Here is a 14966-nt window from a genome sequence, read left to right as displayed (position 1 = left end):
TGTTTCTGCCTCCCAAGCTGCCAATTTTAGGGAACTTTAAGAGAAGATTTTTGGCTCAAAGTCCCCATCGAATTCACGGCTTCAGGGGTTTGTAATTTGCGAAGGCGGATTTTGTTCTCGTCGCTGCGATTTGAACCGCCAGGCAATAAGTGACCAGTTTTTAGGGGGTCGATCTCTTCGAGTTGCCCGCAAGGGGTCGCGATGCGGCTTGCCCCAATTCTTCTCGAAGCATTTGTTTGTAGATGCTGGGCAGTTCGGCTGTATTGGCATTGTCTTCGATTCCATAGCCGAGACTTGTCCAGGTGCCAGAGAGCCGCTGTAAAACGGTGTTGATTCTCCCTTTTTTGAGCAACTGACGCAAATCTACACCCCACGCCTGCGAGTCACTTAGCCATTGATAAACGACTTGATCTTGATATTCAGGCTCAAAACTATAACTTTGCCAAAAAAACATTCTCGGCGGGGCAGGGTGATAGCGTTGGGCTTGCTCAATCCAGGTGGTGGTGATGAATTGATAGCGTCCCGCCGCCGTCGAGCAGTTTCCTATGTTGGGGCCCGCGACGATCGTCACACAGCGATCGGGATGATGGCTCAAATTGCTGATATGGTCTCCGCCATAAATCACCGTGTAGGGGCTACGCACATTCGACTCACTCGCCGAAATCGTTCGCATCAAAGCCCGAATATAAGGATCGCCGCCGCGCATCACCAAAGGAGCCTTGGCACCAGTGGCCGAATCTGCAAACCACGAAGAAGGACGCTTTCCCGCCATGTGCATCACTAAAAAGATCACGCCCAGCAAGATCACACTGCGAGCGAGCAGGTTTCCAACAAATTGTTCTAAGCCATCTGGTTTGGACTCAGGATTTGCCATAGGTTGCGATGAGGTATCTAAAACGGTGCTAGAGCCAATTACTCCGAAGCATTCTAACCTTAAACTCATCAGTCACCACTTCTCTAACGGTCGGTTCACCAAGTTGACACTTTTAGTCCAATGTTCAGTTCGATAGCGTTCTTTGCTTCGCTGTTTGGTGCTTCTGCCCCCAACCCTCCAACTTTGGGAGACTTTTAGCCAGAGGTTCTCATCCAAAGTTCAGCAAATTCATTGAGTTCACGCTGTTTAGAACACGATCGTTCCGTTCTCAGATAGAAGTGTTGAACTCTAGAAGTGGATCGTTCCGTTCTGAGATAGAAGTGTTGGACTTTAGAAGTGAATCGTTTCGATCTCAAATAGAAACGTTGGACTCTAGAAGTGGATCGTTCCGTTTTGAAATAGAAGTGTTGGACTCTAGAAGTGGATCGTTTTGATCTCAAATAGAAACGTTGGACTCTAGAAGTGGATCGTTCCGTTCTGAGATAGAAGTGTTGGACTCTAGAAGTGGATCGTTTTGATCTCAAATAGAAACGTTGGATGGCTGGAGGTCGATCGTTCTGTTCTGAAATAGAAACGTTGGGTTGTGGAAGCGGATCGTTCCGTTCTGAGATAGAAAGGTTGGGTTGTGGAGAGCGATCGTTCTAATTTTTTCATCCCTCCTCCCTCCTCCCTCCTCCCTCCTCCCTTCCCTAGCCCGTCATTCGACTCAGCAAGGGAGCCGCACCGAGAAGCGCTTGAGTATAAGGGTGTTGTGGATGTTTGAAGAGCGTCTGTGTGTCACCGAGTTCGACGATTTTTCCGGCATTCATCACGGCGATACGATCGCAAAAAAACCGCGCCACCCAAAGATCATGCGTAATAAACAGATAAGTTAGATCGAATTCGGTTTTCAACGTTTGCATCAGTTGCAGCACTTGAGTTTGCACCGTCGCGTCTAACATGCTAACTGGCTCATCGCAGATCAAAAGTTTGGGACGAGTAATCAAGGCACGCGCGATCGCGACTCGCTGTTGTTGTCCGCCCGAAAGCTGATTGGGATAGCGATCGTAAAACTCTGCTGGCGACAAGCCCACTCGCTCTAACATCGATTCGACTTCTTGTTTGGCCTTTTCTGGCGTAGCTAATTGGTGAATCAATAACGGATCGGCCACGCTTTGCCCAACAGTCATTCGAGGATTGAGACAGGCGTGCGGATCTTGAAACACCATCTGAATCTGACGGCGCTGTTGTTGAAGCTGGGCGCGATCGAGCTTTGTCAAGTCCTGCCCCAAAAATTCCACGCCCCCAGAGGTTGGATGCAACAGTTGCAAAATCGTTCGTGACAGCGTACTTTTTCCGCAGCCCGATTCTCCGACCAAGCCCAAAGTCTCCCCGGCGTAGAGTTCCAGTGTGATGTCATCGACGGCTCGGATCGTTCGATCAGTCTGAGAAAACAAGCGATCGAGCAAATTCTGTTCCAGCGCGTAGTGCTGTTTGAGATTTTGTAATTTCAGAATAGGTAAGGTGTGAGGCGTGAGGCGTGAGGACTCGGATTTGGCTTGTTGTTGAAGGTGGAGGGCGGCGTTGAGCAGCGATCGCGTGTAGTCGTGCTGAGGTGCTTGAAAGACGGATTGTGTCGTGCCCGTTTCGACAACTTTGCCATCGTACATGACCGCGATGCGATCGCAATATTCGGCAACCAGGGCCAGATCGTGGGAAATCAGCAGCAGTGCCATATTCCGCTCACTGCACAGTCGAGTCAGTTCTTGGAGAATTTGAGCCGAAATGGTGACATCCAGACTGGTCGTAGGCTCATCCGCCACGATGAGTTTGGGATTTAATAACAGAGCGAGGGCGATCGCGACTCTTTGCCGCATTCCTCCACTAAACTCATGGGGAAACTGTGACCAGCGGCTTTCGGGAATGTTGACGGCGCTAAGGGTGGCGATCGCGCGTTCCTTAGCCTGTTTTGTCGAAAGGGTTGGCTCGTGGGCTTTGAGGGTTTCTAGACAGTGATCGCCGATCGACATCAACGGATCAAGGCGCATCATCGGATCTTGAAAAATCAGAGCAACGGCTTCTCCTCGAAAGCGACGCAACTGAGCAGGCGACAGGTCTAAAACCGAATCTCCTTGAAAGCTGACTCGTCCCTCAACTCTGGCATCCAAAGAGAGCAACCGCATCGCGGCCCGTCCCAATGTGGATTTACCGCAGCCTGATTCTCCGACCAGTCCCAGACGATCGCCCGGCTGCAAGACAAAGGACACATCATCCACGACATTCTTTTGCCCTTCGCGGTAGGCCACACGCAGATTTTCAACGCAGAATAAGGGTTCGCTCATCGTCAGCAATCCGTTTTCCGCTACTTTACCAGACCTGATTGTGATTCCGATCGTCCCTTAATCTTCGACCTGATTGACTCGACGCAGACTCAAGACATCGGTCATCTTCTTGATCTGAGCAAAGGTATGTTCGAGTTGAGCATGATCACAGATGTCGATTCCCAAGTCGATCACAGCCGTCTGATCGGGAAACGTCCTCACTTGAGCATTGCGAACGTTGATATTGTTGTCGGTTAGACGCGAGAGAATATCCTTGAGAACGCCAACGCGATCGATGACTTCAATCTGAATGCAAACGGGATAAACCTGCGGTCGGCCGCCATTGTGAGTTGTCTGATTCCAACTGACGGGCACCAGACGATCGCCATCGACCTGATCCACATTCGGGCAGCCCTGACGATGAATGGAAATGCCCCGATTACTGCGAGTGACTGCGCCAATGATCGCTTCTCCCGGCACCGGATTGCAGCAGCCCGCGACGTGATACAACAAACCCTCCACACCTGCGATCGGTGACTTGCTAGAGGGGGCAGGCGGCAGCGATCGTAAAGTGGAGGGCAGCGGCAGCAAAATCTTAGAATCGAGACTATCAGAAAGTTTGGCTAAAGGCTGTTGAGCTTTGACGGCTTCTCGAATGCGATTGATAACCAGATTGACGGTGATTTCGCCATAGCCGACGGCAGCCAACAAATCTTCGACGCTGTGGTAGTTACATCGCTCGGCAGCAGTGAGCATCGGGGCAGACTTGAGCAGCGCTTCAAAGCCATTTTTGCCCAATTCTTTTTCTAACAACTCTCGCCCACGGGCCACATTTTCGTCGTGATGCGATCGCTTATACCATTGACGAATGCGATTTCTGGCTCCCGTGGTGACGGTGAAGTTGAGCCAATCGAGGCTGGGGTGAGAATTCTTTTGGGTAATAATTTCTACGATGTCACCGTTTCTCAACGTGGTATCTAGCTGCACCATGCGACCATTGACTTTGGCTCCTGCACAGTGGTTGCCAACTTCGGTGTGAATGCGATAGGCGAAATCTACGGGGGTCGATCGCGGACTCAGAGAGACGACTTCTCCGCGTGGCGTAAAGACAAATACATCACCATCAAACAGATTGTCTTTAATGCTTTCGAGGTATTCTTGCGCGTCTTTGAGGTCGTTTTGCCAGTCGAGAAGTTGTCGTAGCCAGGTAAATTTTTCGTCGGTGGTGGTCAGGGCACTGTTAGATCCGCCTTCCTTGTATTTCCAGTGGGCGGCAATCCCATACTCGGCAACGTGGTGCATTTCCAGAGTACGAATCTGAATTTCTAGCGGTCGTCCCTGGTCGCCGATGACAACAGTGTGAAGCGATTGATAGCGGTTGGGTTTGGGCAGTCCGATGTAGTCTTTAAAGCGTCCAGGAATGGGACGAAAGCTGTCATGAACGACGGCCAGAGCGCGGTAGCATTCATCATTGGTTTCGACAATCACCCGAATTGCCGCCACGTCATAAATTTCTTCATAGCCTTTTTGCTGGCGCTGCATCTTTTGATAAATGCCATACAGATGCTTGGGACGACCGCTAATTTCGACACAGTGAACGCCGAGTTGATCTAACCGCTCTTTGAATTTGTTGGCCACATCGCTGAGGCGGGTTTCTCGATCGATGCGCTTCTCCGCCACCAATTGCTGAACTTCGCGATAAGCGTCATTTTCGAGATATTTGAACGCCAGATCTTCGAGTTCCCATTTGAGATTGCCGATGCCTAGACGATTGGCGAGGGGCGCAAAGATTTCTCGCGTTTCCAAAGCAATCCGGCGGCGTTTTTCATCGGGTAGATGTTCGAGTGTCCGCATATTGTGCAGGCGATCGGCTAGTTTGACGACGATCACGCGAATATCCTGCGCCATTGCCAGAAACATGCGGCGAAAGTTTTCGGCTTGACGTTCTGTTTTGCTGGAGAAATTGAACTTAGAAAGCTTGGTTACTCCGTCCACTAGCAGCCGCACCTCTGCCCCAAATCGCTGCTCGATCTCTTCGGGCGTGACCTCCGTATCTTCGACCACATCATGCAAAAAGCCAGCCGCAATCATGACGCTACTGCCGCCCAAATCGCGCAACAACCCCGCAACCGCTACGGGATGGGCAATGTAAGGCTCGCCAGAGGCTCGATACTGCCCTTCGTGAAGCTGATAGGCAAAGTCAAAGGCTCGACAAATCAGATCGTTGTCTTTAGGAATCTCGCCCGCAGAGAGTGGGGGTTGCTGAATGAAACACTCGCGCAACCAATCTGGAGGCGTGAAGTCAGTGATAGGAATGATAGAAGCCGCTACGTTCATGCTGTCAGGCTCGGAGAGTTGGGATCGGAGACTTAACTAAATAACGAATGATTCTACTGCAAGAATGTATACGAATATACATTTAGTCGCTTTGAAAGTGAAGAGTTCTAGCAGAGCTAAAAGCGTGCCAGGTTCATTCACGAAACTAACTGAGCAAATGAGAGACTGCAAAACAGCGATTCTTGGTCAGACGCTAGAAGATTTGCCGAGTTATATCAATTAAAGGGTGAATTTTTTGACTGTCTTAGGGTCAGACTGGTTTTATGCTCATTCTATCAATTGGAATAAGTTTCCTTACAGGAATCTTGGGCTTTAAAGGGATTTTTGGCAAGCAATAAATTATGTCATCTGCTGAAATACGATCGATGAATCCAGACAGAACCCCTAAAAAGCGACCCAAACCCCACGCTAAACTGAGCAAAGTGTCAAACCTTGAGAGCATGTTGCCAGCGTCACACCGCGATCGCTACCAAGAATTTTCCCACGCTTTGCAGGCGCTTGAGGCGTTGGTCAATCAGCCTGAGTGCGACGGTGCGATTTTAAAGTCAGAAGTTCTAGACATTCAAAAATTCTTTCAAACCCAGATCAGCAGTTTGGATCTAGAAGCTTTGGACGTAGACGTTAGTCAGCGATCGTATGCCGTTCAGGTTGAGATGGACAAGCAGCTTAGACTCTTGAATATGGATGTGATGTTTTTGCAAACGGCGCGGCGATCGACCACTCAGGATCAACGAGTGCAGCAGATCAAAGAACGACTCAAAACATTGATCAGCTATTGTCAAGGATTGCTCACAATGCGTCGAGCCGAAGAGTAACTTTGAGGTCTGTTTTGGAATTTCAAAAAAATTACATTGAGAAGTTCTAAATTATGAAAGTTCGAGTTGAGAAGCCAGAAGATATAGAAGCGGTTCGCAGAGTCAATATTGCAGCGTTTGGGCGAGAGGGTGAGGCAAATTTAGTCGATCGCTTGCGAGGCGCTACTTCTACGTTATCGCTGGTTGCGGTGGCGGCTGATCAAATTGTGGGACATGTATTCTTTAGTCCAGTTGCGATCGCAGGAGAATATACCAATGATTCAACTAATGATTTAACGAATGGTTTACTCATTCTTGGATTAGCACCCGTCGCAGTGCTCCCCAACTATCAGCGACAAGGAATTGGCTTATTACTGATTCGGCAGGGTTTACAAATGTGCAGTCAATCTGGTTGCCAAGCCGTTGTTGTCCTGGGTTCTCCAAAATACTATTCACGATTTGGCTTTAGACAAGCCAGCGAGAAGGGACTGAAGTGTGAGTATGCAGTTCCAGATGAGGCATTTATGGTATTGGAATTAAAAGCGGGTGCCTTAGAGGGCTGTGTTGGAACCGTGAGATATCGATCGGAGTTCGCCGCACTTGAGTAGCGCACTGCCTTATAGCTGGTTGCTTGACAAGACTTTTTGCCTGGCGGTTCAAACCGCAGCTAAAAGAACAAAATCCGCCTGCGCGGATTAACAAACCCCTGGATGAGTTTAGTCTGCAAAGGCATACTTTGTTCTTTTAGGCGCAAATTCTATTTGCCAGTCTCAATGTAGACAAAAGGTTGTTGTAGAACGATCGTAGAAATTTAACGATTTAATACAAAAATAGGGCGCATCTAATTTGTAGAACACACCCCAGAACTTACATCAGATCAACCTCTCAGCTTGGCGGCGGCAAAACAACTCGTTTAGCTAACCCGACACTTTTCAAGCCTTGAATCGCCCACCAGGTTACATCCACTTCCCACCATTTCCAGCCCGCTTTGGCCACATTGGGGTAAGCATGATGATTGTTGTGCCAGCCTTCGCCATAGGTGAGAATTGCTGCCCACCACAGATTACGAGAATTGTCGTCAGAGTCAAACGATCGATACCCTCGCATGTGAGAAGCCGAATTGATCAACCAGGTGCTATGCCACAACAAAACGGCTCTCAAAAACACCCCATAAATCACAAACGACCATCCGCCCACCAGATACAGCCCGACCGCTACGGGAATTTGAAGTAATAGAAACGAGCGATCGAGCCAGCGATAAAACCGATGTTTGTCTAGATCAGGCGCAAACTTTTTGTAAGAATCGTAGTCAAAAAACTGCTTCTGTGGATAAAACAACCAGATCATATGACTCCACCAAAACCCACGATCGGCAGAGTAGGGATCTTGAATCGAATCTTCGGTATGCAGATGGTGCATTCGATGTCCGCCCACCCAAAAGACCGGGCCGCCTTGTAATGCGAGTGCGCCTAAGACTGCCAGCGTATATTCCAACCATCTCGGCACCTGAAGACTACGATGCGTCAACAATCGGTGATAGCCCAGACAAATCCCAATGCTGCCAAATAGCCAGTGCAGCACCAGCATCACGCCCAGCGCCGACCAGGAAAAAAACCACGGAGCCAGCAGCGCCAGCAAATGAAAGGTGCCAAAGAAGCCCAGATTGACCCAGCTAAAAGCAGGCGACTCCTCGCGAGTAGCTCCAGGAGAGCGACGATTTGAAACAACAGATTGCATCGGATTGGAAGTCATAAAAATCCTTGATTTAAGATGGCGGTAACTCACCCAATAAACTCACCAAATAACAGAGTGTGCAAATCGCAAAATTTTAGATGCGATTCGTTATTTGCAGCGACTCTGGGTGAATCGCTCCCAGAGAGCGCCTTGATCAACGGCAAGACCGCTTCACCCGTTTAGTAAGAAAGCCAGTTACAGTAAGAGTAAGGATGCAAGTGTTACTTACATTCCATCACGATAGCAACAGTTTTGTATTTGTGCAAGTGCTGCTTGCATTTCTCGCATGTCTAACCCCAGAAGCCCCACCCGACAGCGTTTAATTAATGCAGCACTGGAGCTATTTGCCGCTCAGGGAGTCACCGAAACGACGACCAAACAGATTGCAGAGTTGGCCGATGTGAATGAAGTGACGCTGTTTCGGCATTTTGGCAACAAACACGGATTGCTGCTGGCGGTGATTGAGGAAGCGGCGGTGTTTACCAACCTGGGGCAGGACTTGATCCAGCGAGCCGATCAGACCAGTAGTATCTACCAAGCACTCAAAGACTACGCAACGGCGTGTTTGCAAGCATTAGAGCGAATTCCAGAAGTGGTGCGATCGGTCGTCGGTGAGTCAGGTCAATATCCTTCTGAAAACCGTGAAGCGTTGGGGAAGGGGTTTACTCAAGCCAATCGATATGTGGCTGCTTACTTTCAGACCGTCATCGATCGCGGGCAGCTTCACAGCCATTTACCCGCCGAAAAGTTGGCTAGTTTGCTCAATGATATGCTGTTGGGCTATGCGGTGATTGAGTTTACCAGCGAGTTTCATGATCTGTGGCAGGATCGCGATGACTTTTTAGAAAATTTGGTGACGCTGTTTTTGCATGGAGCGGTTTCTCAGACTCCAGGGGCGATCGTTCCAGTTGTGCCACCCGTCGCGGCGACTTCGATCGCAAAGATTGCAGACCTACCTGCGAATTTGGTGCATTTAATTCTACAACGGGGCAAAAAAGCAGGGCTGCAAGATTATGCGCTGGTGTATGTTTTGTTTGGAGCAGGATTGAGTCTAGATGAGGCGTTGAGTCTGGAGCGATTGCACCATGTTCACGATGCCACCCATCAGCTTTTGCAAGTTAGTCAAGGGTTGATTAGACAAGTCCCGATCAATCAGTGGATCATGGGCAAACGCTACGGCTCGTATGCCAAAAATCCCTTAACTCAATGGCTGAGAAGTCGTAAAGATACTTATCCAGAAATCTTTGTGGAGAATGGTCGATCGCTGCTAGAAGACGAAGCTCAACAGCGTTGGCAACAATTAACTCATGGTCTGGTCACGCCCGAAGGACACCCTCCTACCCTGGAGCAAACCCAGCAAACCTGGCGAGTTGAGATGTTAATGCGCGGCATCAAACTAGAAGATCTGTGCATTCTAACGGGATTGGATGGGGCGAGATTGCAGCCTTATGTATATCGCGCTAGAGAAAAGTCTGCGTTAGAGCAGGCGATTCGGCTTGACCAGAGAGGATGACGTGGGGATGTCAAAGAGACTGCAAAGACAATATTCCCAGCTTGTGTAAGACTTTTCTCTCAGGCAATTCTCATCTTTTTAGCTGGGTGAAGTGTTAATCTGTAACAAGTATGTCGTACCTTACAATCAGCTAATAAAACCAATTTCTAAAATTTTAGCTCCGTAGAAAATAGTTCAGTCGTTGAAGTCCATTGCGACCCCTTCAGAAAACGTTTAAGACAGGCATAGAATGTCATTCATTTTAAATGATGATCCAGCGAAGTCAGAAGAGGCTATGTTGCTGGCAAAGGTTGCCCAAAAAGATCAGGCTGCACTGTCCCAACTCTATGATCGCTACGCTCGAATCATTCACGCCATCGCTCACAAAAGTCTGAGATCGACCGAGGAAAGCGAAGAGGTTGTGTTGGATGTGTTTTCACAAGTCTGGCGCACGGCCGATCGCTACGACCCCACTCGCGCCAGGGTGGACACATGGATTTTTATGCTGGCTCGCAGTCGAATTTTAGACCGATTACGCAGTTTGCAGCGGGCCACCAAGACCGAAATGGCTTCGATCGAGGCGGCTCAGATCCAATCGGGTAAATCTAGCGTAGATCCGATCGAAGATGCCCTAATTTTAGAACGTCGGGATATTGTGTCTACTGCCCTCAGCAAACTTCCGGATGAGCAGCGGCAAGTCATCGAGTTGGCCTACTACAAAGGGTTGTCTCAGAGCGAGATTGCGGCTGAGGTGGGGGCTTCTTTGGGCACGGTCAAAACGCGAGTTCGTCTGGGGCTGAGTAAGCTCCGCACGGCTTTAGGAAATTGGCAAGAATGAGAAGTGGGTGGGAACTCTGGACTCTGAACTTCGGACTCTGGACTGCTACTAAAGTCTCTAGTCGAATGTCTCCGGTCTGATGTAACGATTCCCGTGTCTCTAGTTCCATTTCTCTGGTCTAATGTCGCTGCCTCTTCTGCCGCGTTAATCTAGATAATTGCCAGGAGACCTTGAATTCAACCCCTAAAATTAGAATGCGTATTATTTTTGATCCAAGTTCATACACTTACGATGAAGCAGAGATGTGATGGAACCTGAAAATCCTTGTATTGATGAGATGATCGCAGCGCGCTCGTTAGATAGTTTGGACGAGGACGATCGACGGTTGGTAGATCAGGCGATCACGCAGTCTCCAGAATTGGCAGCAGAATTGGCAGATTTTCAGGCGGTGGTGGCGGCCCTAGCTTATAGCGCTCCCAGTCCGGCGATCGCGCCCAATCTCAAAGAACGGTTGTTTGACAAGATTAGAGTTGCAGATTCCGCGCGGCCGCTACCCGGTGATCGATTTGTTCGCGCTGAGGATCAAGTGTGGCAACCCCATCCTTTTGTCCCTAGAGTGACGATCGCTATTCTACATCGCGATCGAACTGACCGTAAGTTGACTTGTCTTTTACGGGCTGAAGCCGGGGTGACTTATCCCACTCATCGTCACGCATCGGTTGAAGAAATCTACATGCTGGAGGGCGATTTGGAGGTGGCGGGGCAGGTCTATTATGGGGGCGATTACATTCGCTCAAGTCAAGGCTCTAGTCATGCGCCTCATACCCAGGGTGGCTGTATGTTTCTGATCAAGACATCGCTGGATGATGAATACTTCAATTAACTTAAATTTGGACTTTGAACTAGAAACCTGATCTAAAAGTCCCCCAGAATTCGGGGATTTAGCGATTATCAAAATCTGGATTGCCGATCGTCTTGCAACCCTTTCTCGTTAGTGCAGTCTTTAGTCTCCTACTAGAAGACTTGTAAACCAGAATCTTGTCTAAAAGTCCCCCAGAATTGGGGGTTGGGGGGCAGAAGTGCCAAGCAACGAAGCAAAAAGATTTGTCGAATTGACTTAAGCTATAAAACCTTTTACACCCTCCACAAAACCATCCGAAGCACAGAAGTTAATTTGTAACGATTCAACTCGGCGATCGCCATCACACGCTAAGAGACATCCAGAGAACAGACAGACTTTAGAGAAAAGTTTATGAACAAGATAAGCAGATCAGTAGTATGAAAACAATCTTGTTTAACCCAACTGATTTGCAAGTTCTTTTCTCTATTATGATGACCGTTACTCATGCAAGGCTCACTTAGACGCATTTTCACTGGGGCACTCTTTTTTGCAATCACGTTTGCCCTCGCCGTAATAGGCTATGTCATGGCAGGCTGGTCAGTTTTGGACTCCGTTTACATGGTGGTGATTACCACATTTGGAGTGGGCTATGGCGAAGTGCGCCCGATCGACACCCCCGACAAAAAAATCTTGACTATCCTGGTCATCGTCGCCGGAACATCATCAGCCGTCTACATGGTCGGCGGTTTTGTCCAAATGATTACCGAAGGTGAAATCAACAAAGCATTGGGAGCCAGAAAAATGACCCGCGCGATCGAAACCCTAGAACAGCACGTCATCATCTGTGGCTTTGGGCGCATGGGGCAAATCCTAGCGCGAAAAATAGCCGATGCCAATCTGCCCTTCGTCGTCATCGACAACAACCCCGAACGCATTGCCAAAGCCGAAACCCTCAACTACCTGGTGCGACTCGGCAGCGCTACCGACGAAGCAATTTTGTACGCCGCAGGAATTGATCGAGCCAAGGTTCTCGCGACGGTTTTGCCCGATGATGCCGTTAACGTGTTCATCACTCTGATAGGAGCAACGATCGGCGATATTGAATTTCGCGGCAAAGGCACGTTTATCATCGTTGCACTGCGCCAAGCCGACGGAACGACCATCAATCATCCCAACCAGTCGCTAACCTTAGCCGAAGGAGATGCGGTCATTGTCATGGGGCACCGAGGCGACATCCCAAAATTTGTTCGTAGGCATGTGGTTAAGCGTCCTGGTCGATATAGAGGCGCTACGTTTTGATTAGCCAACCAGTAGAGTGCGATCGGAGCACGTACGATCGTCCCTTTTTCTATAAACAGTCCTTTTGCCCGTAGCGCTACTGATGGCTTTTCCTGGGCTTCGCTAGGTATGCGGAGTCACTTTTTTGGAAATTTGTTGAATTGGTAGTTAATGAGAAACAATTCAGGCTCTATCCCAGTAATAACACTTAATTTATTCGTTAGGTAGTAGAAGATCAACTTTTTACAGACTCTCATAGATCCGTGAAACTATCGTCCAGAGAGGCTTCCAATAAAGAATTAACCAAGAACAATCGAAAGTAGTGACGCAGCCCAAAAGAACTGTTAGAAGTATTAGAAGATACACAGTACGGTTGGAGAACTGTCACCCCAACGGACTGATTTCAAGACCTTAGCTGCACTTCATTTACACATCCATGAACACCAAATTCTTCTCAGGTTTCCTCGCTGCGACCGCTGTTGTCACCGGAGTGGTTGCTCAGTCTTCAGCCGCATCAGCCGCCGCTCTTTCTCCCAGCGACACCGTTTGGAATAGCGCTCAACCCACCATTCTGGACAAGTCTCAAACAGGCTTTGACGACGCACCCTATCAGCAGTACGTCCAAGCAGAAAGTGTTGAGCTTCCCAATAGCGGACAGTTCAAACTTGATGCCGCCAAGCTCAAGCTCAAGTACGACTACAACGTTTCTGCATTCTTCATCAACGAAGGGGCAGGCTACCGCAACCAACTCGCCTTTACGTCAGAGGGTGCAACCAACACCAAAGGGCTGCTCTTTGGAGACATCTCTTGTGAAGGAAGCGGTTGCGTCGGCGGTTGGGGCGGAAACGCACTGAAGCTGGGAGATGGCGTTAGATTGGGTCAGATTTTGGGCGGTTCTCAACTCGACTTTTCTCTACGCGCAGATGGTCTAAATCGGGGCACAGGCGCAAACGTCTTTGGCACCCAGACGGCTATGAATGCAGATGGTCTTCAACACGTCGTGGCTTATGCGGTCAACAATCGCTACTTGCTGCTGGGCTTTGAAGATCTGTACGGTGACAAGAATGCGACGGGCGGCAGAAACGAAAACTCCGATCGTGACTTCAACGATACAGTCTTCATCGTAGACATCGGTGAAAAGAATGTTAGAGCACTGATGAAGCCTGTGCCTGAGCCTTCTGTCGCGCTGTCCTTGCTGGGTCTGGGGGCTGCGGGTCTGATGCTGCGTCGCCGTCAAAACAGCACCGTCAAATAAAGTTTCTGCTGTTCCTAATCCATGTGAGTAGTTCGTAGTCTGTGCTGCGGACTACTTTTTTTGTGTTAGTTCAATTGAGTTCTTTCACGTCGTTATTTAACGCTTCTACCCCTGACTCCCCAGTCTAAGAAACTTTAAGCCAATTTTTGTGGAACTCGAAAGTTTGAGAAAAGCGGCGCATCAGAATTTTTGCAAGGCACGATCGCAGATTCCTCAGACATTGGATTCAGACATTGCATAGAAAGAGCGATCGCGCCAAACATTAGGCTCCTAGCCAGCGGGCTGCATCTTTGGCATGGTAAGTGAGAATCAAATCCGCCCCGGCCCGTTTGAAACTAGTCAGCGTTTCTAGAACAATCTTCTCTTCATCGACCCAGCCGTTGAGCGCTGCCGCTTTGATCATCGAATACTCACCCGATACGTTGTAGGCGGCTACCGGAAGATTGGTCGCTGCTTTGACTTGATGAATGATATCCATGTAAGACAAGGCAGGCTTAACCATGAGCATATCGGCTCCTTCTGCGATGTCGAGTTCGATTTCTTTGATCGCTTCACGCACATTGCCAGGGTCCATTTGGTAGGTACGACGATCGCCAAATTGGGGGGCTGATTCTGCTGCGTCTCGGAACGGACCATAGTAGGCAGAGGCATATTTAGCAGCGTAAGAGAGAATTGGGATGTCTTCAAAGCCTGCGGCATCCAGTCCTTCTCGAATCGCTGAAACAAAGCCATCCATCATGCCAGAGGGCGCAATGATATCGGCTCCTGCCTTTGCCTGAGCGACGGCGGTTTTTTTCAATAATTCCAGCGTTGGATCGTTGAGAACTCGTCCCGTCAGGTCGCCAACTTGGAGATAGCCACAGTGACCATGCGGCGTATATTCACAAAGACAAGTGTCGTTGATCACGATCAGATCGGGCACTGCTTGTTTGACGGCAGTTGTTGCTTTCTGGACAATTCCGCACTCGTGCCAAGCGTCCGTCGCATCCACATCTTTGTCAGCGGGGATGCCAAACAAAATGATTGCAGGAATACCCAGGTCGTAGACTTCTTTGGCTTCTTCGACGATTTTGTCGATCGACAACTGAAACACCCCCGGCATGGAGCGCACTTCTTTGGCGATCGCGTCACCAGGTACGGCAAACAACGGGTAAATCAAATCACTGGTAGTCAACACATGCTCACGAACCATCCGACGCAGTTGAGGATGATTGCGGAGACGACGGGGACGATGAGTTGGAAACATAGGAACTGAAGGAAGTTGGCTGAATGTTTGCAGTATT

At 49.1% G+C, this 14966-nt stretch carries 13 protein-coding genes; 7 read left to right on the top strand and 6 right to left on the bottom strand.

What is annotated here, in order from left to right; translation table 11 throughout:
• Window positions 1-160: 160 nt before the first annotated feature.
• The 4 genes from ACKFKH_RS10610 to ACKFKH_RS10595 all read right to left on the bottom strand — a co-directional run bounded on the left by ACKFKH_RS10610 (window position 161) and on the right by ACKFKH_RS10595 (window position 5511).
• A complete protein-coding gene (locus tag ACKFKH_RS10610) occupies window positions 161-874 on the bottom strand; it encodes a glycoside hydrolase family 24 protein (protein WP_446858253.1) in 714 nt (237 codons plus the stop codon).
• Window positions 875-1372: 498 nt separating this feature from the next.
• Complete coding sequence (locus ACKFKH_RS10605; RefSeq protein WP_446858252.1) at window positions 1373-1528, bottom strand: hypothetical protein; 156 nt, start codon at window positions 1526-1528, stop codon at window positions 1373-1375.
• 35 nt (window positions 1529-1563) lie between these two features.
• Window positions 1564-3195: a dipeptide ABC transporter ATP-binding protein gene (locus tag ACKFKH_RS10600; RefSeq protein WP_446858251.1), complete on the bottom strand. Its 1632-nt coding sequence runs from the start codon at window positions 3193-3195 to the stop codon at window positions 1564-1566.
• A 57-nt stretch (window positions 3196-3252) separates the two neighbouring features.
• Complete coding sequence (locus ACKFKH_RS10595; RefSeq protein ID WP_446858250.1) at window positions 3253-5511, bottom strand: RelA/SpoT family protein; 2259 nt, start codon at window positions 5509-5511, stop codon at window positions 3253-3255.
• Window positions 5512-5852: 341 nt separating this feature from the next.
• Between ACKFKH_RS10595 and patD the strand changes: the two genes are divergently transcribed.
• Window positions 5853-6326, top strand: coding sequence for a heterocyst frequency control protein PatD (gene patD, locus ACKFKH_RS10590; protein WP_446858249.1), 474 nt, complete (start codon window positions 5853-5855; stop codon window positions 6324-6326).
• A 53-nt stretch (window positions 6327-6379) separates the two neighbouring features.
• A complete protein-coding gene (locus ACKFKH_RS10585) occupies window positions 6380-6913 on the top strand; it encodes a GNAT family N-acetyltransferase (protein ID WP_446858248.1) in 534 nt (177 codons plus the stop codon).
• A gap of 277 nt (window positions 6914-7190) precedes the next feature.
• On the opposite strand, the gene ACKFKH_RS10580 is transcribed toward ACKFKH_RS10585, so the two are convergent.
• A complete protein-coding gene (locus ACKFKH_RS10580) occupies window positions 7191-8057 on the bottom strand; it encodes an acyl-CoA desaturase (protein ID WP_446858247.1) in 867 nt (288 codons plus the stop codon).
• A gap of 268 nt (window positions 8058-8325) precedes the next feature.
• Here ACKFKH_RS10580 and ACKFKH_RS10575 point away from each other — a divergent pair, with 268 nt between their 5' ends.
• The 5 genes from ACKFKH_RS10575 (at window position 8326) to ACKFKH_RS10555 (ending at window position 13683) form a co-directional block, all read left to right on the top strand.
• Window positions 8326-9552, top strand: a complete 1227-nt coding sequence (locus ACKFKH_RS10575) for a TetR family transcriptional regulator (RefSeq protein WP_446858246.1) — start codon at window positions 8326-8328, stop codon at window positions 9550-9552.
• Window positions 9553-9781: 229 nt separating this feature from the next.
• Window positions 9782-10369, top strand: a complete 588-nt coding sequence (locus ACKFKH_RS10570) for a sigma-70 family RNA polymerase sigma factor (protein WP_446858245.1) — start codon at window positions 9782-9784, stop codon at window positions 10367-10369.
• 247 nt (window positions 10370-10616) lie between these two features.
• Window positions 10617-11192: a cupin domain-containing protein gene (locus tag ACKFKH_RS10565; protein ID WP_446858244.1), complete on the top strand. Its 576-nt coding sequence runs from the start codon at window positions 10617-10619 to the stop codon at window positions 11190-11192.
• A 462-nt stretch (window positions 11193-11654) separates the two neighbouring features.
• Window positions 11655-12449, top strand: a complete 795-nt coding sequence (locus ACKFKH_RS10560; protein ID WP_446858243.1) for an NAD-binding protein — start codon at window positions 11655-11657, stop codon at window positions 12447-12449.
• 415 nt (window positions 12450-12864) lie between these two features.
• Window positions 12865-13683: a DUF4114 domain-containing protein gene (locus ACKFKH_RS10555; protein ID WP_446858242.1), complete on the top strand. Its 819-nt coding sequence runs from the start codon at window positions 12865-12867 to the stop codon at window positions 13681-13683.
• Window positions 13684-13945: 262 nt separating this feature from the next.
• Here ACKFKH_RS10555 and hemB read toward each other — a convergent pair whose 3' ends face one another.
• On the bottom strand, window positions 13946-14929 hold the full coding sequence (gene hemB / locus ACKFKH_RS10550) for a porphobilinogen synthase (RefSeq protein ID WP_446858241.1): 984 nt from the start codon (window positions 14927-14929) through the stop codon (window positions 13946-13948).
• Between the last annotated feature and the right edge of the window lie 37 nt (window positions 14930-14966).

Source organism: Phormidesmis sp. 146-20 (assembly GCF_052939475.1).
The sequence above is the reverse complement of the archived record's forward strand: the minus strand, read 5'-3'. Positions and strand labels throughout refer to the sequence as shown.

Bases quoted from the DNA above. Each gene is read 5' to 3' on its own strand.
- ACKFKH_RS10610 (WP_446858253.1), bottom strand. From the start codon at position 874: ATGGCAAATCCTGAGTCCAAACCAGATGGCTTAGAACAATTTGTTGGA.
- ACKFKH_RS10605 (WP_446858252.1), bottom strand. From the start codon at position 1,528: ATGAAAAAATTAGAACGATCGCTCTCCACAACCCAACCTTTCTATCTC.
- ACKFKH_RS10600 (WP_446858251.1), bottom strand. From the start codon at position 3,195: ATGAGCGAACCCTTATTCTGCGTTGAAAATCTGCGTGTGGCCTACCGC.
- ACKFKH_RS10595 (WP_446858250.1), bottom strand. From the start codon at position 5,511: ATGAACGTAGCGGCTTCTATCATTCCTATCACTGACTTCACGCCTCCA.
- patD (WP_446858249.1), top strand. From the start codon at position 5,853: ATGTCATCTGCTGAAATACGATCGATGAATCCAGACAGAACCCCTAAA.
- ACKFKH_RS10585 (WP_446858248.1), top strand. From the start codon at position 6,380: ATGAAAGTTCGAGTTGAGAAGCCAGAAGATATAGAAGCGGTTCGCAGA.
- ACKFKH_RS10580 (WP_446858247.1), bottom strand. From the start codon at position 8,057: ATGACTTCCAATCCGATGCAATCTGTTGTTTCAAATCGTCGCTCTCCT.
- ACKFKH_RS10575 (WP_446858246.1), top strand. From the start codon at position 8,326: ATGTCTAACCCCAGAAGCCCCACCCGACAGCGTTTAATTAATGCAGCA.
- ACKFKH_RS10570 (WP_446858245.1), top strand. From the start codon at position 9,782: ATGTCATTCATTTTAAATGATGATCCAGCGAAGTCAGAAGAGGCTATG.
- ACKFKH_RS10565 (WP_446858244.1), top strand. From the start codon at position 10,617: ATGGAACCTGAAAATCCTTGTATTGATGAGATGATCGCAGCGCGCTCG.
- ACKFKH_RS10560 (WP_446858243.1), top strand. From the start codon at position 11,655: ATGCAAGGCTCACTTAGACGCATTTTCACTGGGGCACTCTTTTTTGCA.
- ACKFKH_RS10555 (WP_446858242.1), top strand. From the start codon at position 12,865: ATGAACACCAAATTCTTCTCAGGTTTCCTCGCTGCGACCGCTGTTGTC.
- hemB (WP_446858241.1), bottom strand. From the start codon at position 14,929: ATGTTTCCAACTCATCGTCCCCGTCGTCTCCGCAATCATCCTCAACTG.